The sequence below is a fragment of the Streptosporangium sp. 'caverna' genome, from assembly GCF_003203775.1.
GTDB lineage: Bacteria > Actinomycetota > Actinomycetes > Streptosporangiales > Streptosporangiaceae > Streptosporangium > Streptosporangium subroseum.
On the sequence record NZ_CP029711.1, the window covers coordinates 11,197,535 to 11,221,766 of the forward strand.

Here is a 24,232-nt window from a genome sequence, read left to right on the forward strand (position 1 = left end):
TCTCCTCGCCGATGACGCATGCCGGAGCCATCCATAAGCAGTATCAATGGATCGAGCCTGAGAGGCGCGGGACGGGCAGGATTCTGCCGTCCGATCCGCCTCAGTGCATGGAGTCAGCGTGACCGCCGTACGTACATCGTCATTTCCCACCTCCACGGTCCTCGGGTATCCGAGGATCGGTCCCCGCCGTGAGCTGAAGCGGGCTCTGGAGTCCTACTGGGACGGTCGCTCCACTCGCGAGGATCTGCACGGCGTGGGATCCGGGCTGCGGGAGGAGAGCTGGCGGCGGCTCGACGCGCTTGGCCTGGGCGCGTCGCCGTCCAACACCTTCTCGTACTACGACCAGGTGCTCGACACGGCGATGCTGCTCGGCGCGGTGCCCAAGCGGTATCGCGGGAGGTCGGTGGAGGACACCTACTTCGCGATGGCGCGCGGTGCCGAGGGGATCGCGCCGCTGCGCATGACCAAGTGGTTCGACACGAACTACCACTACATCGTTCCGGAGATCGGCGCCGACACCGTCTTCGCGCTCACCGGCGACAAACCCCTCGCGGAGGTACGGCAGGCGCGTGCGCTGGGCTTGGAGACGCGGCCCGTCCTCGTCGGTCCGGTGACGTTCCTCCTGCTGTCGCAGGCGGCGCCAGAAAGCCCGGCCGGATTCGCGCCGCTGGACCGGCTGGCCGACGTGCTCGGCGTGTACGAGGAGTTGCTCGGGGCGCTCGCCGCCGAAGGCGTCGACTGGGTACAGCTGGACGAGCCGGCGCTCGTGGCCGACCGTACGGACGCGGAACTCGCCGCCGTCCGGACCGCCTACGAGCGGCTCGGCTCCCTGACCGAGCGGCCGTCGCTGTTCGTCGCCTCGTACTTCGGCGACCTCGGCGACGCACTGCCGATCCTCGCGGGCACACCGGTCGAGGCGATCGGGGTGGACCTGGTGCACGGCGCCCTGGCATACGGCGGGCCTGCGAACGGCGGGTCTGTGGATGCCAGACCTGTGGATGCCAGACCTGTGGACGGCGGACCTGTGGACGGCGGGAGCGGTGACTTCTCCACGCTGGACGTCCTCGCCGGGAAGATCGTCGTGGCGGGCGTGATCTCCGGGCGTGACGTCTGGCGTACCGATACCGAGCGGGCGCTCGCCACGCTGCTCGCCGTACGCGACCGGGTGGACAACGTGGTCGTGAGCACCTCCTGCTCGCTCCTGCACGTTCCGTACGACGCGGATCTCGAGACGGACCTCGATCCGGCGCTGAGGCGGCGGCTGGCGTTCGCGGAGCAGAAGGTGGCCGAGGTGGTCGAGCTGGCCGCTCTGCTGGCCTCGACCCCGCGCGGTGGAGCCGCGCCTTCGGTGCGGCCGGCGTCCGCGGTGCCGGTCGGAGGATCGGCGGCGACGGTCGAGGGATCGTCGGCGACGGTGATGTCGGCCGTGGGGCCGCCGAAGCCGGCGCCGGTGCTCGCGGCGCCGGTTGAGGCGGGATCGGCGCGGGAGGGCCGGAGTCCGTACGCGGTGAGGGCGGCGGCGCAGGCCGAGCACCTGCGGCTGCCGCTGCTCCCGGTCACCACGATCGGCTCGTTCCCGCAGACCGCCGAGCTGCGGGCGGCCCGCGCGGCGACGGTCACGGGAGAGCTGGACGAGGCCCGGTACGAGCACCGGGTCCGGGCCGAGATCGAGCGGGTCATCGCCCTGCAGGAGCGGCTCGGGCTGGACGTGCTCGTCCACGGTGAGCCGGAGCGCAACGACATGGTGCAGTATTTCGCCGAGCATCTCGACGGCTTCGCGGTCACCCGCCACGGATGGGTGCAGTCGTACGGTTCCCGCTGCACGCGGCCGCCGATCCTCCACGGCGACGTCCGGAGGCCGGCACCGATCACCGTGCGCTGGGCCCGGTACGCGCAGTCGCTGACCGGCATGCCGGTCAAGGGAATGCTGACCGGGCCGGTCACCATCGTCGCGTGGTCGTTCGTACGCGATGACCTGCCGCTGCGCGACGTCACGTTCCAGGTCGCCGACGCCGTCCGTGCCGAGGTGCAGGATCTGGAAGCCGCGGGCATCTCCATCATCCAGGTCGACGAGCCCGCGCTGCGCGAGCTGATGCCGCTGCGCCGCGCGTCGCAGGACGCCTACCTCGAGTGGGCCGTGGACGCCTACCGGCGGGCCACCTCCGGTGCCGGCGACCGTACCCAGATCCATACGCACCTGTGTTATTCGGACGCGGACCAGATCCTGGCCGCGATCGACGCCCTCGACGCCGACGTGACGAGTATCGAGTCGGCCCGGTCACACGCGCGGATCCTCGGCGAGCCGGCCGTGGGCGACTTCGGCAGGGGGCTCGGCCCGGGGGTGTACGACATCCACTCGCCGCGCGTGCCCGCCGCCGAGGAGGTCGAGGAGCTGCTGAGGACGGCGTTGCGGGCGTTGCCCGCCGATCGGGTCTGGGTCAACCCCGACTGCGGCCTGAAGACCCGCACCTATGGCGAGGTCGAGGCGGCACTCGCCAACGTGGTCACGGCCGCGCGCCGTCTTCGCGAAACCGCCGCGCTCACGACCCCGTGAAATAGTCGCGCCCACGCCACTCACGGTGCGAAACCGCCGCCGGCCCTCCGCCCCAGCACTTGCTCCACCTATCGAAATTCGATAGATTCTCATCGCAATTCGATGGAAGGACAGGTTATGGGAAAGCTGGCAGTGCGTGCGCTTCGCGCCGTGCTCGTGGTGGTGCTCGCCGGCACCGTGCTCGTGCAGGCAGGGATGGTGTGGGCGTTGGCCACCGACCCGGAGACCGGGTCGCTCCCGCTGACCTCGCTGCGCGTGATCGTGATCCTGGGCATGGTGTCGGGCCAGGTCGCCCTGGTCAGCATATGGCGGCTGGTGACGATGGTGCGCCGCGGAACCGTGTTCTCCCACGCCGCGTTCCGTTACGTGAACGCCGTGATCGGCGCGATCGTGGCGGTCGCCCTCCTGTGGTTCGCGGTCACAGCCCTCAACGCGCCGGGCCAGCGGGACGACCCGGGCGTCACCGTCATCATGGGCGGGATCGGCCTGGCCATCCTGGGGGTCGCGCTCATCGTGTTCGTGCTGCGGATGCTGCTCGCCCAGGCCGTCGCGCGCGACGTCGAAGCGGCGCAGATGAAGGCCGAGCTGGACGAGGTGATCTGATGCCGATCGTCGTCGACATCGACGTGATGCTGGCCAGGCGGAAGATGTCCGTGGGCGACCTCGCGGACCGCGTGGGGATCACGCCCGCCAACCTGGCGGTGCTCAAGAACGGCCGCGCCAAGGCGGTGCGCTTCGCGACGCTCGCCGCGCTCTGCGAGGTGCTCAAGTGCCAGCCGGGCGACCTGCTGCGCTGGGAGGGCGAGGACGCCGCGGGCGAATGACGTCATGGCCGGGCATGCGCGGTCTCCACGAGGTAACCCTAGTGGGGGTATGTATGGGTTATAAATGGAGGAGACTGCCTTCGAGCACGCCCGCGTCGGTGACGAGCGCCCGTCGCCGGAGCCGATCGGCCGTGGCGTCACGGTGGCCGGCGCCCCGGCTCGGGGCCGTGGCGTCCGCCGGACGACGGGCTGCCCGCGGGTCGAACCCGTGACGGTCCATCGAAGGGATCATGCGATGAAGCGTGTGCTGCTGCTGGCGACCGGTGACACCATCGCCCACCTGTACCGTCCTGGCCACTCGGGCGTCGTATCCGGGGCCGAGCTCCTGGAGACCATCCCCTCCGGCACGCTCCCCGCGGACGTGGCGGTGGAGGTGGAGGACGTGATGGCGGAGCCCAGCTGGGACATGTCACCTTCGACCATGCTGGGGTTGGCCCGCAGGGCCCGCTCGGCCATCCTTGAGCGGGGATTCGACGGCGTCGTGATCACTCACGGCACCGACACGCTGGAGGACGGCGCCTTCCTCGTGGATCTTCTCGCGGGCAGGGCCGCGGAGCAGGGCGCGATCGTGCTGACCGGTGCCATGCGCTCCCTGGGCGAGTTGTCCAGCGACGGCCCGCGGAACCTGGCCTCGTCCATCGTGGCCGCCGCCGATCGCGCGCTGCACGGCGCCGGCGCCGTTGTCTGCGTCAACGACGAGGTGCACGCGGCCCGCTGGGTCACCCTGGTCGACGCCGCGAGTGTGGCGGGGTTCTCCTCGGCGCCCTTCCCCGTGCTGGGACATGTGATCGGCGGACGGGTCAAGACGCTGGCCGCGCCGCCGGCCCGGCCTCCCCTGGTCGCGGGAGAGCCCGAGTCGGACGTCGCGTTGATCAAGACCTATCCGGGGATGGACTCCGTGCTGCTCACCGCGGTCGTGGACGCCGGTGCCCGGGGCGTCGTCCTGGAGGGCACCGGCCTGGGCAACGTACCGGTCGACCTCTTCGCGACGATCGGCGAGCTGTCGGAATGGGGCATCCCGGTGGTCATCGCGTCCCGGAGCCGTACGCGCGGGGTGCCGCTCGAAGACCTGAACTTCATCGCGGGCCTCGCCGGCAAACTGGGGGCGATCGGAGCCCGGGGCCTGGCGCCCTCGAAGGCACGGAGCGCGCTGATGGTCGCCCTCGGAACGGGCGGGGTGGAAGCCGTCCGCGACTGGTTCGGCAGGCTCTGACGACGCCTGTCCCCGCCCGGTCACGGGGAGAGGCCGCAGGACCGTGTCGATCGCCGGGCGCTCATGGCGATCGTTGTCACGGTGCCGCTGTGGACCTCCGCATCCGCCGGGCCGGAACCAGGCGGACCGCGGAAGAAGTCATGCTCCGTAGGCCGTCATGCGGAGCGCGGCGTCGAGTTCGGTGGGACGGCCCATTTCGGGGTTGGGAACGTCCGCTGAGGGCTGGGCGCTCGTCATCTGGTCGAAGGTGATCCGCTCGGGAAGCTGCTGCCACTTCTTGGGCTTTTCTTGGTCCACAGGCTGGTCCACAGGCTGGTCCACAGATTCCGCCTTTTCCTGGCTCAAGGGTTCCGCAGTGTGTGTCCCACGGCCTTTCCCTTGGGGTATGTCCCGCTTTCTTCAGCGTACGTTCTTCGGACTTGTTCTGTCGCTGGACATCTCACGCCAAAGTCGCCGGCAGACGATCGGCGCACGCCCCCTACCCGCCCGATGAGCCGGGAGGCGGTCAGATCATGAGGTCGTAGCAGGGGGTGAAGGTATTCAGGCCCGGCGTCGTAGCCCAGCCGGCGTCCGGGTCATCCGGAGCGGGCTGGGAGGTCGTCATCTGGTCGAAGGTGACCCGCTCGGGAAGGGTCTGCCACTTCTTCGGCTCTACCTGCTCCATGGCGCCTCCCAGTGACCTTTTCTCCGGATTGCGCCCAATCGCGCTCTCTGGAGTCTTTTGTCTGTGATGTCCTCAGCGTTCGCGCGGGGGAAAATGTTCCTCCGGTGCTTCAGGCGGGAATCGAGATGCCCAGGCCACCGCGGGTCTGCGCGCCGTACCGACCCTTCTCCTTGGTGATGTCGAGGGGCTTGACGCCGGCGCGCGCGTTGAGCACGTCGTCGGTGAGCAGGTCGGCCGGGACCAGCCAGGACACCTCGAACTCCAGGCCGTCGGGGTCCTTGGCGTACAGGGCCTTGGTGGTGGAGTGGTCCGAGGCGCCGACCAGGGCGTTCATCTCGCCGAGCTTGAGGGAGATCCGCTCCAGCTCGTCCAGGGTGTCGACCTCCCAGGCCAGGTGGTAGAGCCCGACGTTGGTGCGCCCCGCTCCGGAGGGTCCTGCCTGGGCGCCGACCTCGAACAGGCCGAGATCGTGGTCGTTGTTGGAGCCGGAGGCCTGAAGGAACGCCGCGCCCTGAAAGCCCATGACGACCTTGAAACCGAGGGCCTCCCGGTAGAAGGCGACGCTGCGCTCGACGTCGCGCACGTACAGGACCGCGTGGTTGAGCCGCTGAACCGGCATGATTCCTCCTAGAAGCTTGAACTCTCAAGTAGATTACCTCCGTTTTATTGAGAGTTCAAGTAAGATGAGATCGTGACGCGATGGCTGGACGATGACGAGCAGCGCACCTGGCGTGCGTTCATGGCGACCTCGCAGCTGGTCAACGAGGAGCTGGACCGGCAGCTGCAGAGAGACTCCGGCATGCCCCACACCTACTACGTGGTGCTGATGAAGCTGTCGGAGGCGCCCGATCGCATGCTGCGGATGAGCGAGCTGGCGATGGAGCTCAACTCCTCGCAGAGCCGGCTCTCGCACGCGGTGGCGCGGCTGGAGGAGCGCGGCTGGGTGCAGCGCCGTCCGTGCGCGACGGACAGACGCGTGAGCTGGGCTTTCCTGACCGACGAGGGGTTCGCGGTGCTCGCCGCGGCGGCACCGGGTCACACCGAGGCCGTACGGCAGAGCTTTTTCGACCGGCTCACCCCCGAGCAGGTCCGCCAACTCGCCGAGATCTGCGATGCCGTGCTCGGCAGAACGGACTCCTGAGCGACCGAGCGGCCCCTGAGCGACTCGCCGGACAAGCCTCAGCGGGGTCCTTAAGCATTCCGAACGCGTCTCAGCGGTCCCTCGGCATCTCCGGACGAGACTCAGAGCGGCCCTCCAGCATCTCCGAACGCTTCTCGGCGTCCAGCACTTCCGAACCCGCCTCAGCGGGTCCCCAAGCAGCTCCGAACGGGCCCGGGCCGCGTTTCGCGGGCACTTCCGAGGGGCCCTGGGCTCCCTGGCGGCTTCCGGGCGGTTCCCCGAGCGGGCCTCCCCGAGAATGTCGGTCCCGGGTCGTAGCGTTGATCCGGTCGTTCGATGAAAACAGGGGGATGCGGGCATGGCGGAGGCTTCTCTGATCCGGACGAACGTCGAGCACGAGGCGAACCGCGTGCTCTTCGGGATCGTCCACGAGGTCGCGATGGGATACGCCGGGGCGAGCGTGTTCGAGGTGGCGGCGGTGCTCCGCCGGAGGCTGGTCGGCGTGCCGGGCCTGGACGAGCAGGGGATCCGGCGGATCGCCGAGGAGATCAGTGTGGGACGGGACCCGTCCGGCCTGTAGCGACGTGGGTCCACGGGTCGGCGATGATCCGGTGGATGACCTGCCCGGCGGCGCCCAGGGTCGCGGCGTCGCCGCCGAGCCGGGAGACGGTCAGCTCGGGGACGGCGTGGCGCATCATGGCCAGCCGGGCGGTCATCGTCTCGTGGACCGGGTCGCGGATCCAGGGGAACAGCGGGGCGAAGATGCCGCCCAGGACGATCGTCCCCGGATCCATCAGGTGGGTCGCCGAGGTGAGGGCGACGCCGAGCGCCTGCCCGGCGCATGCGCACGCCTCCAGCGCGCGGGTCTCGCCCGCGTGGAGGCGCTCCAGCAGTTCGGGAATCCCCGCCCGCCCTCCCCCCAGGCCCGCGGCTCGCAGGAGGGCCTCCTGGCCCGCGTACTGCTCCAGGCAGCCCCGGCCGCCGCAGCGGCAGTTCGGGCCCTCGGGGGAGACGACCACGTGTCCCAGTTCTCCGGCGAGCCCGCGTGCGCCGCGGAACAGCGCGCCGCCGACCACCAGGCCGGCGCCGATTCCTATCTCCCCCGATACGTGGAGGAAGTCCCCCGGACCGGAGCCGAACCAGAGTTCGCCGAGGGCGGCGAGATTGGCCTCGTTGTCCACAGCCGCGGGAAAGTTCAGCAGCTCGCCGACGCGCACGTCGTGCCAGCCGAGGTTCGGGGCGCTGTGGAGGCGTCCTCCGTCCACAGGGCCGGGCACGGCGAGGGTGGATCCGGCGATGGAGAGACCCTCCGAGCGTGCTTCATCCACAGCCTTGTGGAATAGTTTCTGCAGGTGGGCCAGAGTTTCCACAGGCGAAGCCGTCCGGTTGTCCACAGCCTGTGTATATCGGAGCCGCACCGAGAGGGTGAGGTCGACGACGCACGCCGACAGGTAGTCGACGTTGATTTCCAGGCCGAGGGCCGCGACCCGCTCCCCGCTGAGGGTGACCGCCGTCCCCGGCCGTCCCCGCTCGCCGTCCCTGAGCGCGCCCGATTCGGTGACCATGCCCGCGTCGATCAGGTCGCCGACCATCTTCGACACCGTGGTCTTGGTCAGTCCGGTGATCCCCGCCAGGGCCGCGCGCGTGATCGGACCGCTCCTGCGAACCTCACCGAGGACCACTCCGAGGTTGCGGGCGCGCATCGAATCGTGGCGTACGGCCTGCGTCATGAAAAACCCACCCCTTGACTATCCCATCACCTCAATCCATATTAAGTCCATAAAGTGGATTAAATCGGAGGAACAACAGATGAACGCCTACACCCCTAAGCCCGAAGACCGCTTCACCTTCGGGCTGTGGACCGTCGGATGGCAGGCCCGCGACCCCTTCGGAGACGCCTCGCGGGCGCCTCTGGACCCGGTGGAGAGCGTCCACAGGCTCTCCGAGCTCGGCGCGTACGGTGTCACCTTCCACGACGACGACCTGCTGGCCGTCGAGCCGGACCGGGACAAGGCGATCGCGAACTTCAAGAAGGCACTGGCTGACACCGGGATGAAGGTCCCGATGGCCACCACCAACCTGTTCACCCACCCGATCTTCAAGGACGGCGCGTTCACCAGCAACGACCGCGAGGTCCGCCGCTACGCGCTGCGCAAGGTCATCCGCAACGTCGACCTGGCCGCCGAGCTCGGCGCGAAGACCTACGTCTGCTGGGGCGGCCGTGAGGGCTCCGAGTCCGGTGCCGCCAAGGACATCCGGGCCGCGCTCAGCCGTTACAAGGAGGGCATGGACCTGCTGACCTCCTACGTGATCGAGCAGGGCTACGACATCCGGTTCGCCATCGAGCCCAAGCCGAACGAGCCGCGCGGTGACATCCTGCTCCCGACCATCGGCCACGCGCTCGCCTTCATCAACGAGCTCGAGCACTCCGACCGCGTCGGTCTCAACCCCGAGACCGGCCACGAGCAGATGGCCGGCCTCAACTTCGCGCACGGCATCGCGCAGGCGCTCTGGCACGGCAAGCTCTTCCACATCGACCTGAACGGCCAGCACGGTCCCAAGTACGACCAGGACCTGATCTTCGGCCACGGCGACGTGAAGGACGCGTTCTTCGTGGTGGACCTGCTGGAGAACGGCGGCTACGACGGCCCCAGGCACTTCGACTACAAGCCGCTGCGCACCGAGGACGCCGAGGACGTCTGGGTCTCCGCCGCCGCCAACATGCGCACCTACCTGATCCTGAAGGAGAAGGTGAAGGCCTTCCACGCGGACCCCGAGGTCGTCGAGGCACTCGCCGCGAGCAAGGTCGCCGAGCTGGCCGAGCCCACGCTGGCCCCCGGGGAGACGCTCGCGGACCTGAACCGCGACGAGTTCGACCTCGACAAGGTCGCCGAGCGCGGCTTCCACTTCACCCGCCTGAACCAGCTCGCCGTCGAGCACCTCCTCGGGGTCCGCGGATGACCCTCGTGGCCGGGGTCGACTCGTCGACCCAGAGCTGCAAGGTGGTGATCAGGGACGCCGAGACGGGCGCCCTGGTGAGGCAGGGGCGCGCGGCGCACCCGGACGGCACCGAGGTCGATCCCGAGGCCTGGTGGACGGCGCTCCAGGAGGCGATCGCGCAGGCGGGCGGGCTGGACGACGTCGCGGCCATGAGCGTCGGCGCCCAGCAGCACGGCATGGTCTGCCTGGACGAGTCCGGGGCCGTCGTCAGGGACGCGCTGCTCTGGAACGACACCCGCTCGGCCCGGGCCGCCCGCGACCTGGTCGACGAGCTGGGCGGTCCGGTCAAGTGGGCCGAGGCGGTCGGCAGCGTGCCGGTCGCGTCGTTCACCGTGACCAAGCTCCGCTGGCTGGCGGAGCACGAGCCCGACTCCGCCCGCCGTACGGCGAGGGTGTGCCTGCCGCACGACTGGCTCACCTGGAGGCTGGGCGGGGAGTTCGTCACCGACAGGGGCGACGCGTCCGGGACCGGATACTGGTCGCCCGCGACCGGGGCCTACCGGACCGACCTCCTCCAGGCGGCCTTCGGCGCGGTCCCCGAACTGCCCCGCGTGCTGGGCCCCCACGACCCGGCGGGAAGTCAGGGGTCGGTACGGCTCGCGCCGGGAACCGGGGACAACATGGCGGCGGCCCTCGGGGTCGGCGCCGAACCCGGGGACGTGGTGGTGTCGATCGGGACCTCGGGGACGGCGTTCGCGGTCGCGGAGAGCCCGAGCGCCGATCCGAGCGGTGCCGTGGCCGGGTTCGCCGACGCCACGGGGCGCTTCCTGCCGCTGGTGGCCACGCTCAACGCGGCCAGGGTGCTCGGGGCAACCGCCGGGATGCTCGGGGTCGGCCTCGACCGGTTCGACGAGCTGGCACTGGAGGCTCCCGCCGGATCCGGGGGTCTCGTCTACGTGCCCTACCTGGAGGGCGAGCGGACTCCGAACCTCCCCGACGCGACCGGGTCGCTGCACGGGCTGACCCTGAAGACCTCGACCCCCGCGCACCTGGCGAGGGCCGCGGTGGAGGGCATGCTCTGCCACCTGGCCGACGCGTTCGACGCGCTCGGGCTCGACCCGGCCAGGGTGCTGCTCATCGGGGGCGGGGCCAGGTCGGAGGCCGTACGGCGGATCGCCCCCGCGGTCTTCGGGCGGCCCGTGGTCGTCCCGGAACCGGGGGAGTACGTTGCGGACGGGGCGGCCCGCCAGGCCGCCTGGCTCCTCCGCGGCGGCGACGAGCCCCCGGTCTGGGAGGCGGGCGGCACGGAGCACTTCGAGGCCGACGCCACACCGGATGTCAGGTCCCGTTACGCCGAGGCCCGCGACAGCCGTTGAGACGGACGCCGAAACAGCCGAAACAGATGTCGGAGCGGACGCCGAGACGGACACCGATGGACACGGCCATCGGTTGAGGGACACGGGGCCGCCCGAGGGGCGCGAGCCACTCCCCCGAAGGGAGTAGCGGCGTCTCAGGGGCGGCTCAGGGTTGGATCAGGGGTGCCGCCGGATGCCCGCAAGGGTGTCCGGCGGACACCCTTGGACCATGCTGAAGATTTACCCCCTGATCGCCTGCGCCGGGATCGCGGCGGCCGCGGTGGCCACGACGGCCATCGGTCTGATCGACCCGGTTCCGTATCCGGACCCGCTCAATCTGACGATCAGCGAGTACGCCGCGCTGAGCGGCGGGGGAGTCACCCAGTTCGCGATGGCGTCCCTGGGGATCGCGTCCTTCGCGCTGGTCGCGGGACTGCGGGCGGTCAAGGCGCCGGTGGGGGTGGCGGCGGAGCGGTTGATGCTGGTGTGGAGCGCGGCGCTGCTCGTCCTCGCGATCGTGCCCGCCGCGACCTCCGGGCCGTTTGCGGATCTGAGCGCTCAGCTGCACCGCTACGTGTCCATCGCCGCGTTTGTCGCCATGCCCGCGGCGGGTGCGCTGATGGTGGCGCGGTTCAGCGAGGACGAGCGGTGGCGGGCGGTGGCCAGGCCGGTGGAGTGGCTGGCGCTGGCCGGCGGTTTCGGTCTGCTGGCGATGACCTACGTGGCGCTTCCGGGGGACGGGGTGCTGATCGGTCTGGTCGAGCGGGTCCTGCTCGGGACCGAGATCGCGTTGGTCGGCGTGCTGGCCGTACGGCTGGCGCGGCTGACCTGGGTGCGCAGCGCCGCCCGCGCCTCGCGCGCCGCTCTGGGCTGAGCCTCCCGCGCGGCGCCGCCCGCGCCTCGAGCACGCTCCGGTTTGGGCCTAACGCGCGGCGCCGCCCGCGCCTCACGCGCCGCTCTGGGCTAATAAGTCACTTCTCGTAGCCATTTCCCCTCATGTCACAAATAGGCTACAAATAGGTCGAGCGTTCGGTGCTATCCTCGTCGGCGATCTGGAGATCGTCCGGGGACCCCCCTCCCGGCGCTCCGAGACCGAACCGTTGAGGTGACATGGCATCGAGAAAGTCCATCCGGTTCAAGGTCTCGGTGCTGCTGGCCATCCCCCTGACCTCGCTGGTCGCGCTCTGGGGCTTCGCGGCGACGGTGACCGTCGGCGACTCCATGAAGCTGCTGACCATCGGCACGCTGTACGACTCCGTCGGCAAGCCCGGCGGTGACCTGAGCAGGTCCGTCCAGCGCGAGCACCTCCTGTCGGCCGAATATCTGGCCAGCCGCTCGGACGCCGACCGCGACACCCTCGCCGGGCAGCGCACGGTCACCGACCAGGCCCGTGCCCGTTTCCAGCAGGAGGCGGGCGGGGACTCGGCCCAGTCGGCCATGACCGCGGAGATGAAACGCCGCTTCGGCGAGCTGGTGAACCAGGTGAACGGGCTCGACGAGATCCGCTCCAAGGTGGACAACGGCCGGATCGGGCTCACCGGACTCTCCGCGGAGTTCGCCCTGGTGCCCGACGCGATGAACCTGCTCGTCAACAGCATGAGCCTGAACAACGACCTGACGCTCTACCACCAGTCGCACACCGTCACGATGATCAGCCAGGCCAAGGACCTCCTCAACCGCGAACGGGCGCTCGCCGCCGGGGCTCTGGCGCTCGGAAAGCCGCTGCCGTCGGAGGAGATGCGCCTGTTCACCCAGCTCGCCACGAACCGGTCCTTCCTCATGGACCAGGCGCTGCCCGAGCTGGAGGCGGACCTGCGCGCGCCCTTCGCCGAGCTGACGGCCTCGGCGCTGTACGCCCGGTTCGCCGGTCTGGAGAACCGCCTGCTGTCCGGCGGCGTCATATCGGCCACCGACTGGCGGAGCACCGGCGACGAGCTGGAGGCCTCCTACGAGAGGTCCCTGACGGCGACGGACCAGACGCTCACCGGCCGGGCGGCCCCCGCGGTCACCGGAGTCTTCGTCAGGGCCGGAGTCGCCGGCGCCCTCGGGCTCGTCGCGGTCGTCGCGTCGCTGATGGTCTCCTACCGGGTGGGCAGCGGGCTCACCCGGGAGCTCGCCGGCCTGCGGCGGTCCGCCATCGATCTCGCGGAGGTACGGCTGCCGCGGGTCATGGAGAAGCTGCGCAGGGGCGAGAAGGTGGACGTGGAGGCCGAGGCGCCCCCGCTGGAACCGCTGGGTAGCACGGCCGAGGTCCTCGACGTCGCCGCCGCCTTCGACAGCGTCCAGCACCGCGCCGTGGACGCCGCCGTGGAGCAGGCCAGGCTGCGCGAGGGCGTCGGCCAGGCCTTCCGCAACCTCGCCCGGCGGAGCCAGTCCCTGCTGCAGCGCCAGCTCAAGCTGCTCGACGGGATGCAGAAGCAGGCGGAGGACCCCGAGGCGCTGGAGAACCTGTTCCGGCTCGACCACCTCACCACCCGCATGCGCCGCCACGCCGAGGGCCTGGTGATCCTGTCCGGCGGAGCCGCGGGACGCAGATGGCGCTCCTCGGTGCCGATGGAGGACGTGCTGCGCGGCGCCGCCGCCCAGGTCGAGAACTACGCCCGGGTGCGGATCTACTCGATGGACGGAACCACCCTGGTCGGCAACGCGGTGGCGGACATGATGCACCTGTTCGCCGAGATCATCGAGAACGCCACGGTCTTCTCCCCGCCCGGGAGCCAGGTGTCGGTCCAGGGCGAGCTCGTGGGCCGGGGTTTCGCGATCGAGATCGAGGACAGGGGACTGGGTCTGTCCCCGGAGAAACTCGCCGCGATCAACGAGCGCCTGGCCAGTCCACCGGAGTTCGACCCGGCCGAGACCGACCGCCTGGGCTTCGCGGTGGTCGGGCTGCTGGCCGCGCGGTACGGGGCCGACGTGGAGCTTCGGGCCTCGCCGTACGGCGGGACCGGGGTGGTCGTCCTGATCCCGGAGGAGCTCCTGGGAGAGCCGGAGCCGATGGAACCGGTCGAGCCGGTGCTGTCGCTGCTGTCCGAGCGCACGGCGCCCGGGGAATCCGCGGAGGCGGTCTCCGCGGACCTGTGGAGACCGATGCGGCGTGGAAACGGCGGGCTTCCCCGCCGGGTACGCCAGGCGAACCTGTCGGTGCGGCTGGGGCAGGAGCCCCGGCCGGCGATGCCCGAGATCGAGGCCAAGGAACGATCACCTGAGGAGGCCAGGGCGGTGCTGAGCTCGCTCCAGTCGGGATGGCGGCGCGGGCGCGCCGAGGACGACGAGAACGAAGGCGAGAAGCGGTGAGCCGGGACCGTAGGCGGGACCGCAGGCATAGACACAGCCGGGAACACAACCGGGAACACAGCCGGAAACGCCTCGCGGGACCGGATTCACGGAGCCGGCGAGGGCAGGAAACGAACGAGATCATCAGAGAGGAAGGGGTTTAACCACGTGCCCGGTGAGCTGTATTGGCTTCTGGATGACTTCGTCACGAGTGTGGCGGACGTCTCGCATGCGCTGATCCTGTCCAACGACGGGCTGATGATGGCCTCGTCCCGAGGGCTGAGCAAGGAGGACGCCGATCACCTCTCGGCGGTGGCCTCCGGATTCCAGAGCCTCGCCAAGGGGACCAGCCTGCAGTTCGGCGGCGGGGCCGTACGCCAGACGATGGTGGAGATGGACTCCGCGTTCCTCTTCGTCACCTCGGCGGGCCAGGGAAGCTGTCTGTCGGTCATGACCACCGGCGCCGCGGACGTGGGCCTGATCGCCTACGAGATGGCACGTCTGGTCACCCGAGTCGGTCAGCACCTGGCCACCGGCCCCCGGATGGCGGGCCAATGAAAGACGACGTCGAGTGGATCGATGATGAGGCGGGACCCGTCGTCCGCCCCTACGCGCTGACCGGTGGACGGACGAAGGCGTCGTCCACCGCGTTCGATCTGCTGTCGATGGCGGTGGCGACGGGATCGGCGATCCCCTCGAACTCGCGGCTGGGCTCCGAGCACCGGAGGCTGCTGAGACTGGTGAGACGGGCACGGCCGGTGGTGGAGATCGCCTCTGAGGCCGGCCTGCCGCTTGGGGTGATCAAGGTGCTGCTGGGAGATCTGCTGGATCAGGGTCTCATCCTGGTGCGGTCGCCGCTTCCGACGGCCGGGGTGCCTCCTGAGAGCCTTCTCAGAGAAGTGATCCGCGGCCTCCGGGCACTGTGACCACGACTCGTGACCGCGGCCCTTCAGGGGCGTCTGAGCGCTTCCGCAAGGCGGGAAGCGCTCAGGCGGCCTGGCCGCGTGTCTGTGAAGAGGACCCGGCCGTGCGTCCGGGGAGCATGGCCATGTGTCCGGGAGGCGTGCCCGTGCGTCCGGGAAGAGAGCATGGCAGACCGGTAGTCTCGCGACGAAGGGTCGCGGGCTACCGATCCGCTCAGCTCTGGCTGGCCGTCAGCACCTTCAGGGAGTGCTCCACGAGCGCCACCAGCACGGTCTTGGCCGAGACGCGGCGCCGTACGTCACACAGCAGCACCGGTACGTCCGCGTCCAGATCCAGGGCGATCCGCACGTCGTCGGCTTCGTGCCGATCGGCGCCGTCGAAGCAGTTGACCGCGACGATGAACGGCGTGCCGCGCTGTTCGAAGTAGTCGATGGAGGGGAAACAGTCGGTCAGTCGCCGGGTGTCGGCCAGCACGACCGCGCCCAGCGCGCCGTAGGACAGCTCGTCCCACATGAACCAGAATCGTTCCTGTCCCGGGGTGCCGAACAGGTAGACGACCAGACCTTCCCTGATCGTGATGCGACCGAAGTCCATGGCGACCGTGGTGGTGGTCTTGCCTTCCACGCCGTCGACGTCGTCGATGCCGATGCCGCGGTCGGAGAGCACCTCCTCCGTGCGGAGCGGCCGGATCTCACTGATGGCGCCGACGAGCGTGGTTTTGCCCACCCCAAAGCCGCCCGCGATGAGAATCTTGAGCGCGACGGGTTCGTCAGAGGGCCCGAAGTCCATTGATCACTTCCTTGAGAATGCGCTCGCTCGCAGAGGCGCGCCCGATCGAGATGAGCTTGTGGTCCTGCAGATCGCCCAGAAGGACGCGGACCACGCCGAGCGGCAGGTTGAGGTCCGAGGCGACGTCGGCGACCGAGGTCGCGGTGGTGACCATGGCGAGGATGCGTTCCTGCTCCGGTCCGGGCACGAACCCGTCGGACGAGACGGCGCCGGTCGAGGTGACCATCGCGATCAGGTCCAGCGTGTCACCGGACGACCGGGTGCGGCCTCCGATGAGCGCGTAGGGGCGAACGACCGGTCCGGCGTCCTCGTCCATCCACTGGGTCATCCGGTCCTCCCGCCCGTGGCTCGGGGATCGAACGGCCGATGGAGGCCGTGGTGGCCGGCGCTCTCATTCACGAGAGACCTTGGCGCGGATGGGTGGAGATGTGCTGGCCGACGCGTTTGACCAGCATCGCCATCTCATAGGCGATGTGGCCGACGTCGGCCTCGGAACTGCTCAGCACCGCCAGACAGGTTCCTCGCCCCGCGGCGGTGACGAAGAGGAACGCCGATTCCATCTCCACGATGGTCTGGCGCACCTCGCCGCCGCCGAAGTGGCGCCCGGCTCCGCGCGCCAGGCTCTGGAACCCGGCGGCAACCGCGGACAGGTGTTCGGCGTCCTCGCGGCTGAGACCTTTGGAGAAGCCGACAGCGAGCCCGTCGGTGGACAGGATCACTGCCTGGCGCACCGCGCCCACTCTGCTGGTCAGGTCGTCGAGGAGCCAGTTCAGCTCGCCGGTGTTAGTCAGCTTTCCGGTCATTCGTCCCCCTTGTCGCCTGTCGTCATGTGGTGTGCGAAGTCATTTTCCTGCTCCTCGCGCCCTCGCTGTGATCCTGCCTGGAAGGCGGAGAACAGCGCGCGAACCTTTTCCGGTGAGCGCTCCTCGACGGGCTCGGGGGCGGGCTCCGGTACGGCGGGTGGCTCGGACTCCTGGCGGAGCTGTGGAGCCAGGTTCGCCTGCCGTACCCGGCGGGGCAGGCTGCCCGGTCCGGTGGTGGTGTGGAAGGACGCCTGGCGCGCCGTCTCACGGACCGGCTCGGGATCCGGGGCGCGGTGGGTCTCACGGACCGGCTCGGGATCCGGCTCGCGGTGCGTTCCGTGAGCCGGTTCGGGATCCGGGGTGCGGTGGGTCTCACGGGCCGTCTCGGGAGCCGGCTCGCGGTGTGCCTCGCCGTCCGCCTCCCGGCGCGCCTCGCCGTTCGGCGCGGAGCTCACCCCGACGGCGAACGGGCGGTCGGCGGGCAGGTCGGACACCACGCTGAGGGCCGGGCCCGTGGCGGGCTGAGCGGCGGAGACCGTCCTCGTCCTGCGGGGCAGCCCCTTGCCGGAGGGGCCGGGCTCCAGGGCGCCCGGAGGCGCGGACTCGAAGAGCTGTCCCGGCCGGTCGGCGTCGCGTTCGGCGGAGAGGGGCACCCGCTCGGCGGTGAGGGTGAGCGGCGAGGGACGCTCGGTGAGCACCGCGCGGGGGATGAGGACGATGGCCGTGGTGCCGCCGAACGGCGAGCCGCGCAGGATGACCTGGACACCGTGCCGGGAGGCGAGCTGGCCCACCACGAACAGGCCGAGGCGGGCGCTGTCGGCCAGGTCGAACTCCGGCGGGTTGGCCAGCCGCTCGTTGATCGCCGCGTACTCCATGCCGGTCAGGCCCAGGCCGCGGTCCTCGACCTCGACGGCGAATCCGTTGGCCACCACGTCGCCGCGTACGGTCACCGTGGTCTGCGGCGGCGAGTAGATCGTGGCGTTCTCGATGAGCTCGGCCACGAGGTGGGTGATGTCGGCGACGGCGGCCCCGTCGAGTGAGAGCTCGGGCAGCGGCAGCACGTTGACCCGGGTGTAGTCCTCGACCTCGGCGATCGCGGCCCGCAGGATGTCGATCACCGGCACCGGCCTGCGCCAGGATCGGCCGGGCGCCGCGCCGGACAGGATGATCAGGCCCTCCGCGTGCCGCCGCATGCGGGTGGTCAGGTGGTCCAGCCGGAACAGGTCTTCAAGGCTGTCGGGGTCGGCCGCCCTGCGCTGCATGCTGTCCAGCAGGGTGAGCTGGCGCTGGAGCAGGCTCTGGTTGCGCCGGGCCAGGTTCACGAAGACCTGGCTGACGCCGCGGCGCAGGTTCGCCTGGCCGACGGCGGCCTCGACGGCGGTGCGCTGCACCGAGCCGAACGCCTGGGCCACGTCGTGGACCTCGGGCGAGCTGTTCGAGCCGCCCGTCTCGATCGGCGGCGCCTCGGCCCGCACGTCGACCTCCTCGCCGCGCCGGAGCCGCTCCACGACGTGCGGAAGCCGTACGTCCGCCAGATCCAGCGCGGCCGACCGGAGCCCCGCCAGCTCGTTGGCCAGCCGGCGGCCGAAGCGGATCGAGAGGATGATCGAGGCGACCACCGCGATCAGGCCGACGCCGCCGGCGATGATGATCCGGATCATGATGCCGGTGGCCACCGACTGGGCTCGGTCGGCCAGTGCCTTGGAGGAGGCGAGGCCGATCTGGTCCAGCCAGGACGAGACCCCGTCCGAGGTCGTCTTCCACTCGGCCGCCTCGGGAGACAGCCGGTTTCCGGTGCCCGAGACGATGGCCTTCTCCAGGGTGGTGAACTTCTCGAAGGCCGTGGAGTTGAAGGTGTCGCGGTACGGCTTGCTCAGCGTGGCGTCCAGGGAGGACAGGCCGTGCGCGTACAGGTAGCGCCGGTTGGCGACGTACTCGCCGAAGGCGTTGCGCTCCTCCTCCGACAGCCGGTAGTCGACCAGCGCCCCGCTGATCAGCGCGTTCTCCCTGGCGATCATCTCGCGGCCGCTGCCCATCGACTGCATGGCCGTGGCCTGCTGGAAGATCGAAAGGTCGGGGACCGCGGCCATCTGGTCGTACAGGATGAAGACCGAGTCCAGGATCTGGTTGTAGTTCGACAGCACGCTCAGCCGTGAGTGCTGGCCGTCGTCGATGCCGGCGCGGATGTTGGGGAGCCGGTCGAGCTGGCGGATCAGTCCGTCCAGCGACGCGTGGAGTTCGGGGGTGCCGGAGGTGAACCCGGCCTCGGCCTTCTTGAACGCGTCGGCGGCCTGATCGGTGCGGGCGCGCTGCCCGTCGACCTCGCTGGTGCGCACCCGGGTGCTGATCACGACCGAGGATTGCATCCGCTCGGCCTGAAGTTGAAGTCCCAGCTCAGTGGAGGTGAGGCCGACCCCTTGGTAAAGGGTGTTCGCACGCAGAAGTGCCGCCCCGTCGCCGACCGTCAGGTTGAGGACGAAGCCCCACAGGGCGCTCAGCGACAACAGAGGTAAGAGCAGCAACAGGAAGATCTTAAACCGAATCGACCGGTTTCCAGAGCCCATGTCCACTCGTCCCAACCTCTGAGCGTGTGGAGGCTTGCGCCGTTTTAGGGATAAATACGCCTCCGGAAGATCGCACAGGAGACTAGCACCGAATAAGGTTTCTGCGCAGTGGAGGATCTGATGATTAGTGTGATTACAGGGGCTAGTGCCGGAATCGGCGAGGCCGCTGCGGTGGAACTCGCCAAGCGCGGGCAACATATTGTTCTGGTCGGCCGGAACCCCGGCAAGCTGGCTCGCGTGGCAGATCGGGTGAAAGCGGTTACCGGTACGATTCCGGATACGTTGACCTGCGACTACACCTCTCTGGAAGACGTAAGGAAGCTCGGCGCGGAGCTGCTCTCCCGCTACGAGCGGATCGACAATCTGATCAACAACGCGGGCGTCATGACCACCGAGCGGAAGCTCACCCGTGACGGCCACGAACTGATGATCCAGGTGAACCACCTCGCCCCCTTCCTGCTGACGAATCTGCTGCTGGAGCGGGTGAAGGGCAGAGTGATCACCACCACGTCCCGGGCGGGCAAGAGCGGGCGCCTGGATCCGGCCGACCTGAACCGGGACCGGCGGCGGTGGAGCGGCTGGCTGCAGTACGGCGACTCCAAGCAGGCCGGAGCGCTGTTCACGGTGGAACTGGCCCGGCGGCTCGCCGGGACGGGCGTGACCGCCACCTGTTTCCACCCGGGGGTGATCAAGACGGAGTTCGCCCCGGGGACGTTCGTGATGTGGATGGTGATGAACATCCCCGGCATGGGGCAGAGCGTGGACGAGGGGGCGAGCACGATGGTCCACCTCGCCACCCACCCGGACGGCGCCGCCCATCCGGGCCGCTACTTCGCCAAGAAGGCCCCGGCCGTGGTGCCCAAGGGGATGAGGGACCCCGACCTGGCACGCGCCCTCTGGGACGCCAGCGCCGCGATCGTCGGGTAGGCCCCGAGGCGCGCTCCGGGACGCCGGCCGCGATCGTCGGGTAGGCCACGAGTTGCGCTCCGGGGCGCCGGCGCCGCAGTTGTCGGGTAGGCCGCGAGGCGCGTTCCGGGACGCCGGCGCCGCGGTGTCGGGTCGCGGGGAAGCCCTCCGGGACCGCCGGCGCCGCGGAGGCCGCGAGGCGCGCTCTGGAACGCCGGTGTCATCGGGGATGCCGGTGCCGCGGCCGTCGCGCGGGCCCCGAGGCGGGCGGCGGGGAAGTTCTCCGGGGCGTCATCGGGCGTTCGCCGGATGTTGGGCGGGGATCGTTACCGTCCGGGGGCTGTGAGTGTCGCAACCCCGCTTCGGGCGGTTTTCCCGCCTGCCGCCGACAGGGACCCGTTCTTCGACAACGCCAAGTTTCTGGCGATCATCCTTGTCGTCTGCGGGCACCTGATCGAGAACCTACGGGACGTGCCGATCGCGCACGCTGCGTACTTCTACGTCTATCTGTTCCACATGCCGCTGTTCATCGTGCTCAGCGGCTACCTGTCGCGAAATTTCACCTTCGGGTCGGGTAAGGCGCGCAAGCTGATCAGCACGCTCGCCGTGCCGTACGTGATCTTCGAGCTGATCTACTCGCTGCCCCGCCTGATCCTGTACGGGAAGCTGGACATCAGCCTGCTCGATCCGTACTTCCTGACCTGGTTCCTGATGTCGCTGTTCCTGTGGCGGCTGTCCACGCCGGTCTGGCAGCAGCTCAGGTGGCCGCTGGCGGTCGCGGTCGGGCTGTCGCTGCTGTCGGGGATGAGCAGGCTGCCCGACGAGCTGTCGATGAACCGCACGCTCGGGCTGCTTCCCTTCTACGTGCTCGGCCTCATGCTCCGGCCGGAGCACTTCGAGTGGCTCAGGCAGCGACGGGTCCGGATCGCGGGAGCGGTCGTCCTCGTCATCGGGGCGGTCGCGGCCTTCGCCCTGCACACCCACGTGAAGACCGAGTGGATCCGCTGGAGGAACGCCAACGACGCGATCGGGGTGGACGACCTCACCGGCAGCCTGATCCGGCTGGGCATGCTGGCCGCGGGGGCGCTGCTGGTCGCCGCGTTCCTGGCGGTCACGCCGTCCCGGCGCACCTGGTACTCCGGGCTCGGTATGTCGACGATGTACGCCTACCTGCTCCACGGCCTGGTGGCGAAGACCGTCGAGCGGTTCTACGGCGACTGGGCCGCCACCCTGCCGGGAGTGCTGATCGTGACGCTCTTCGGGGTGGGGCTCGCCGTGGTGCTGTGCACGGAGCCGGTACGGCGAGTGGCCCACTGGGCGGTCGAACCCAAGATGAGCTGGGCCTTCACCAGGCTGAGGCGCCCCGGCTGAGACCGGTCGGACCCGGGGCCCCCGATGGGTCCCGGCATCCGGGCCCGGGCTCCCGGATGGGCCCTGGCAGGTCGGATCCGAGGCTCCGGGGGCCGGGGCCTCCGCTGCGGTCGACCGGTCCGGTGGGGGGCTTCCGGACGGACCCCGGCGGTCAGGTCCGGGGCTCCTGGACGAGGTCGACCGGTCCGGGCCTCCGGATGATCCCCGGCGGTCAGGTCTGGAGCTCCCGGACCGCGCGGTAGGCGGCGGTGATCGCCGCGTCGGCGCTGGGAGCCGGTACGGAGTCGGAGTTCGCGATGGCGATCCGCCCGATCCGCCGCCGCGCCACGGCGGCGGGGAAGGGGCCGTCGGGATAGAAGCCGAGGTTCCACGGGGTGGCGTACTCGGGTGCGCGGCCGTAGCTCCACCGGTTGACCGTGATCGCCTCGATGTCGCGCCTCGGGTCGAAGCCCCCCGGGTGGAGCAATCGGTCGAGCTGGTCGCGGATGCCGTGCTCCAGGTGGCCGTAGGGCGTCGCTAGGAGTCTCCGCCGCCCGAGGATCGAGCCCTCGGCGGGCGACATGCCCGCTACGGCCGGCGTGGCGGTCATGTGCACGATGATCGGCTCTTTCGGGTTTTTCGGGCATCCGTAGCTCCCGAGGCTGACCGGGCGGTCGAGCTCGGCCACGCACCAGTAGGCGCCGGTGAACCGCGCGCGGTTGATGCCCAGCTCCTTCCAGGCCCGCCAGTCGCGGATCTGGACCGTCGCGTGGAGCATCGGCACCTTGACCGCCTCGCGCAGGGCCGACTCCTGTTCGTGAGGGAGACGGTCGACCAGATCGGGGATCAGCCTGTTCCAGCACGCCATGATCACGTTTTCGGCCCGGACGGTCCTGACCCTGTCCCCGTCGAAGTAGCCCACCGTGGCGCCGGTGGCCGTGCGGAGGTCGCCCTCGTTGGCGACCGAGACCACCGGGCTGGACAGCCGGACACGGACCCTGCCGCCCGGCCGGTCGAGCCTGCCGTGGTCGAATTTCGCGGTGGTGATCTCCTCCATGCCGGTGGCCGTGGCGAAGCCGGGGATCATCCGGCCGAGCATCATCCGGACGAGTGCCTGGTTGCCTCCGGGGAAGTGGTAGACGTCCGGATCGTCCGCCTCCCATCTCTTGATCATGGTTGGCGAGTTGTACCTCGACGGCCGGGAGCGGTCGAGCCCGAGCCCCTGGAAGCCCGGATAGTCGTGGTCGCCGGCGCTGCCCCACGCGTCGATCGCGCCGAAGGCGTCGGAGCCGTAGCCCCACGTGTCGCTCGGCATGGTCGCGACGTAGCGCAGGACGTCCGGGTGGACCTTGCAGACGTCCTTGAGGAAACCGGCGTAGGTCAGCTTGGCCAGCCGCGCCTGTTTCTCCTCGCCGGACAGCCCGGGGAACCAGTCGGGCGGGTTCCCGTAGAGCATGAGCAGGTCCTTCCTGGCCCGCCCGGCGACGGGAAGCTCGGCGATCCACTCGGGGGCCTTCCTGCCCGGCGCGAGGACGACCAGTTTCTCCGTGGGAAAGCTCTCCCGGTCGCAGAAGACGCCGTCGTGCATTCCGAGGCTCGGGTACAGCGCCCGATCGAAATACCTCTCGAACCTCTGGACCCGGACGCCCAGCCTGCCGAGCAGTTCCTTGCCCTCGGCCGTCCACACCGAGGGAGCCTCGATCGACGCCGAGCCGCCGTGCCCGATCAGCGGACCGTTCCCGCCCTTCGGGGAGAACTCGTTGCTCTGGGCGTGCCCGCCGACGTCGTCGTGGTTGTCCAGGATCAGGATCCGCGCCCGCGGGTCGCGCTCCAGCCATTTGTACGCCGCGCTGACGCCGCTGATCCCGGCGCCGACCACCACCAGGTCGTAGTGCTCGCCGGTGGGTTCCGGCGTGCCCGCGTACGGCCAGAACCGGTGGTCCCGCAGAGCGTGGGGCACACCGAGCGCCATCGGAGTGTCGCCCCGCAGCCCCGTGAGGGTCGACGGACGCGAGGTGCCGGGATGAATCTTCAGGTCCTCCGCGGTGACGACGCCGGATCCCGTCGCCGCGTCACCGGCGCGTCCGCTCGCCGAGCCCATCGTCGCGAGCATCGCGGCCGCGGCCACGCCGTCGAGGAAGTCGCGGCGGGAGATGGGCCGGTCCATGCCGAGTTCCACGGCCTTACGGGGATTGATCTCGTGAGGATCGGTCATGGGGCGATCCTCACGATTGGAATGATCGTCGGTGGTCGCCGCGCTGCGTGCGCGGGAACTTTTTACCCGCGCAGTTGAAATGCTATTGGCGACATCCCGCACATGATGGTCATGTCTTGATCGTTGAAAATTCAGGCGATTGATTGAAGGAGGTAATTGATTTCATAAGCGATTTATTAGCATTAGGTTGGATTGGACCCCCGGGGAAATGTGGGGGGCATTCATCGGGTCTGTTCCGACAAGATGACCGGCTCGCCAGGCACGGTGATCAGGTCCGGCGCGAGTTCGGCGGTCCGAGGTGAGTGCGGTGGCGGGTCCGAAGAAGGGCGCGGTAACTCGCTTGATTTGAGCGATCCGCACTGGAACGTTCTCATTCGGTCGATCGTTGCCGATATGAAGGTTAATCATGATGATTAGCGCTGGTAGTTAGACGACGCCATTTTCGTGCCGTAATGGGTGGTGAAGTCGGTCGTATCGGAGTAGCGTCCGCGTCTGCGGGTGTGTTTCACGATGGACGGGGAGTCTCGCGTGGTCGGTAAGCAGGGCAGGGTCACCGGAAAGATCGGTCCCGGCCTGGTCGGGGAGGTGATGGTGGCGGTTCGCGGGGGCGTCGAGGCGTTCTACGCGCATCCCACGGTCCCCGACGAGGAGATCTCCGCGGGTTCGATCGTCGTCATCGTCGAATACTTCCCACCCCGTACGGTCTACGTCGCTCGCGCGCTGGTCTGACCTCCCCTC

The 24,232-nt window shown here is 69.6% G+C and carries 24 protein-coding genes; 15 read left to right on the forward strand and 9 right to left on the reverse strand.

From position 1 onward, the window contains the following. The first annotated feature begins 118 nt into the window (after nucleotides 1-118). The 4 genes from metE (at nucleotide 119) to DKM19_RS48575 (ending at nucleotide 4,591) form a co-directional block, all read left to right on the forward strand. Nucleotides 119-2,554 (forward strand): 5-methyltetrahydropteroyltriglutamate--homocysteine S-methyltransferase, encoded by a 2,436-nt coding sequence (metE, locus tag DKM19_RS48560; protein ID WP_110705300.1) that lies wholly within the window; start codon nucleotides 119-121, stop codon nucleotides 2,552-2,554. A gap of 117 nt (nucleotides 2,555-2,671) precedes the next feature. After that, nucleotides 2,672-3,157, forward strand: coding sequence for a DUF2975 domain-containing protein (locus tag DKM19_RS48565; RefSeq protein WP_110705301.1), 486 nt, complete (start codon nucleotides 2,672-2,674; stop codon nucleotides 3,155-3,157). Continuing rightward, a complete protein-coding gene (locus DKM19_RS48570) occupies nucleotides 3,157-3,378 on the forward strand; it encodes a helix-turn-helix transcriptional regulator (protein ID WP_110705302.1) in 222 nt (73 codons plus the stop codon). Before DKM19_RS48565 ends, DKM19_RS48570 begins: the two co-directional genes overlap by 1 nt. Nucleotides 3,379-3,613: 235 nt before the next feature. Beyond that, a complete protein-coding gene (locus DKM19_RS48575) occupies nucleotides 3,614-4,591 on the forward strand; it encodes an asparaginase (RefSeq protein ID WP_110706522.1) in 978 nt (325 codons plus the stop codon). Nucleotides 4,592-4,729: 138 nt separating this feature from the next. Here the strand turns inward: DKM19_RS48575 and DKM19_RS48580 are convergent, their stop codons facing one another. From DKM19_RS48580 to DKM19_RS48585, 3 genes are all read right to left on the reverse strand, one after another. After that, a complete protein-coding gene (locus DKM19_RS48580) occupies nucleotides 4,730-4,912 on the reverse strand; it encodes a hypothetical protein (protein ID WP_110705303.1) in 183 nt (60 codons plus the stop codon). A 184-nt stretch (nucleotides 4,913-5,096) separates the two neighbouring features. Further along, nucleotides 5,097-5,255 (reverse strand): hypothetical protein, encoded by a 159-nt coding sequence (locus tag DKM19_RS50445; protein ID WP_162642374.1) that lies wholly within the window; start codon nucleotides 5,253-5,255, stop codon nucleotides 5,097-5,099. 109 nt (nucleotides 5,256-5,364) lie between these two features. Then, nucleotides 5,365-5,874 carry a VOC family protein gene (locus DKM19_RS48585; protein ID WP_110705304.1) on the reverse strand — a complete coding sequence of 170 codons (510 nt, stop codon included), beginning with the start codon at nucleotides 5,872-5,874 and terminating at the stop codon, nucleotides 5,365-5,367. 72 nt (nucleotides 5,875-5,946) lie between these two features. On the opposite strand from DKM19_RS48585, the gene DKM19_RS48590 reads away from it, so the two are divergent. Next, on the forward strand, nucleotides 5,947-6,396 hold the full coding sequence (locus DKM19_RS48590) for a MarR family winged helix-turn-helix transcriptional regulator (protein ID WP_204358581.1): 450 nt from the start codon (nucleotides 5,947-5,949) through the stop codon (nucleotides 6,394-6,396). A 337-nt stretch (nucleotides 6,397-6,733) separates the two neighbouring features. After that, nucleotides 6,734-6,955 carry a hypothetical protein gene (locus DKM19_RS48595; protein WP_110705305.1) on the forward strand — a complete coding sequence of 74 codons (222 nt, stop codon included), beginning with the start codon at nucleotides 6,734-6,736 and terminating at the stop codon, nucleotides 6,953-6,955. Here DKM19_RS48595 and DKM19_RS48600 read toward each other — a convergent pair. Then, nucleotides 6,924-8,105 (reverse strand): ROK family transcriptional regulator, encoded by a 1,182-nt coding sequence (locus tag DKM19_RS48600; protein WP_110705306.1) that lies wholly within the window; start codon nucleotides 8,103-8,105, stop codon nucleotides 6,924-6,926. The two genes, DKM19_RS48595 and DKM19_RS48600, sit on opposite strands and share 32 nt — an antisense overlap. Before the next feature lie 79 nt (nucleotides 8,106-8,184). Here DKM19_RS48600 and xylA point away from each other — a divergent pair, with 79 nt between their 5' ends. The 6 genes from xylA (at nucleotide 8,185) to DKM19_RS48630 (ending at nucleotide 14,869) form a co-directional block, all read left to right on the forward strand. After that, nucleotides 8,185-9,336, forward strand: coding sequence for a xylose isomerase (gene xylA, locus DKM19_RS48605; protein ID WP_110705307.1), 1,152 nt, complete (start codon nucleotides 8,185-8,187; stop codon nucleotides 9,334-9,336). Continuing rightward, nucleotides 9,333-10,691 (forward strand): xylulokinase, encoded by a 1,359-nt coding sequence (gene xylB, locus DKM19_RS48610; RefSeq protein WP_110705308.1) that lies wholly within the window; start codon nucleotides 9,333-9,335, stop codon nucleotides 10,689-10,691. Before xylA ends, xylB begins: the two co-directional genes overlap by 4 nt. Nucleotides 10,692-10,899: 208 nt before the next feature. Continuing rightward, nucleotides 10,900-11,544, forward strand: coding sequence for a DUF998 domain-containing protein (locus tag DKM19_RS48615; RefSeq protein WP_110705309.1), 645 nt, complete (start codon nucleotides 10,900-10,902; stop codon nucleotides 11,542-11,544). Between the two features lie 236 nt (nucleotides 11,545-11,780). Next, nucleotides 11,781-13,964: a nitrate- and nitrite sensing domain-containing protein gene (locus DKM19_RS48620; protein ID WP_110705310.1), complete on the forward strand. Its 2,184-nt coding sequence runs from the start codon at nucleotides 11,781-11,783 to the stop codon at nucleotides 13,962-13,964. A 147-nt stretch (nucleotides 13,965-14,111) separates the two neighbouring features. After that, nucleotides 14,112-14,501: a roadblock/LC7 domain-containing protein gene (locus tag DKM19_RS48625; protein WP_089210923.1), complete on the forward strand. Its 390-nt coding sequence runs from the start codon at nucleotides 14,112-14,114 to the stop codon at nucleotides 14,499-14,501. Beyond that, nucleotides 14,498-14,869, forward strand: a complete 372-nt coding sequence (locus tag DKM19_RS48630) for a DUF742 domain-containing protein (protein WP_089210922.1) — start codon at nucleotides 14,498-14,500, stop codon at nucleotides 14,867-14,869. The genes DKM19_RS48625 and DKM19_RS48630 overlap by 4 nt, the downstream gene beginning before the upstream one ends. A 211-nt stretch (nucleotides 14,870-15,080) precedes the next feature. Here the strand turns inward: DKM19_RS48630 and DKM19_RS48635 are convergent, their stop codons facing one another. From DKM19_RS48635 to DKM19_RS48650, 4 genes are all read right to left on the reverse strand, one after another. Further along, complete coding sequence (locus DKM19_RS48635; protein ID WP_089210921.1) at nucleotides 15,081-15,656, reverse strand: ATP/GTP-binding protein; 576 nt, start codon at nucleotides 15,654-15,656, stop codon at nucleotides 15,081-15,083. Beyond that, nucleotides 15,637-15,984, reverse strand: a complete 348-nt coding sequence (locus tag DKM19_RS48640; RefSeq protein ID WP_110705311.1) for a DUF742 domain-containing protein — start codon at nucleotides 15,982-15,984, stop codon at nucleotides 15,637-15,639. Before DKM19_RS48640 ends, DKM19_RS48635 begins: the two co-directional genes overlap by 20 nt. A gap of 67 nt (nucleotides 15,985-16,051) precedes the next feature. Next, nucleotides 16,052-16,459 (reverse strand): roadblock/LC7 domain-containing protein, encoded by a 408-nt coding sequence (locus DKM19_RS48645; protein ID WP_110705312.1) that lies wholly within the window; start codon nucleotides 16,457-16,459, stop codon nucleotides 16,052-16,054. Continuing rightward, entirely contained in the window at nucleotides 16,456-18,981 is a 2,526-nt protein-coding gene (locus tag DKM19_RS48650) for a nitrate- and nitrite sensing domain-containing protein (protein WP_162642376.1), read from the reverse strand. The genes DKM19_RS48645 and DKM19_RS48650 overlap by 4 nt, the downstream gene beginning before the upstream one ends. A gap of 162 nt (nucleotides 18,982-19,143) precedes the next feature. On the opposite strand from DKM19_RS48650, the gene DKM19_RS48655 reads away from it, so the two are divergent. After that, complete coding sequence (locus DKM19_RS48655; protein WP_110706524.1) at nucleotides 19,144-19,950, forward strand: SDR family NAD(P)-dependent oxidoreductase; 807 nt, start codon at nucleotides 19,144-19,146, stop codon at nucleotides 19,948-19,950. Nucleotides 19,951-20,271: 321 nt separating this feature from the next. After that, nucleotides 20,272-21,300 (forward strand): acyltransferase family protein, encoded by a 1,029-nt coding sequence (locus DKM19_RS48660; protein WP_110705314.1) that lies wholly within the window; start codon nucleotides 20,272-20,274, stop codon nucleotides 21,298-21,300. A gap of 211 nt (nucleotides 21,301-21,511) precedes the next feature. Here DKM19_RS48660 and DKM19_RS48665 read toward each other — a convergent pair whose 3' ends face one another. After that, nucleotides 21,512-23,494: an FAD/NAD(P)-binding protein gene (locus DKM19_RS48665; protein ID WP_239514000.1), complete on the reverse strand. Its 1,983-nt coding sequence runs from the start codon at nucleotides 23,492-23,494 to the stop codon at nucleotides 21,512-21,514. A 528-nt stretch (nucleotides 23,495-24,022) separates the two neighbouring features. Between DKM19_RS48665 and DKM19_RS48670 the strand changes: the two genes are divergently transcribed. Further along, the gene (locus DKM19_RS48670) at nucleotides 24,023-24,223 is read left to right on the forward strand and encodes a hypothetical protein (RefSeq protein WP_089210916.1); all 201 of its coding nucleotides are present in this window, start codon (nucleotides 24,023-24,025) and stop codon (nucleotides 24,221-24,223) included. Nucleotides 24,224-24,232: the final 9 nt, after the last annotated feature.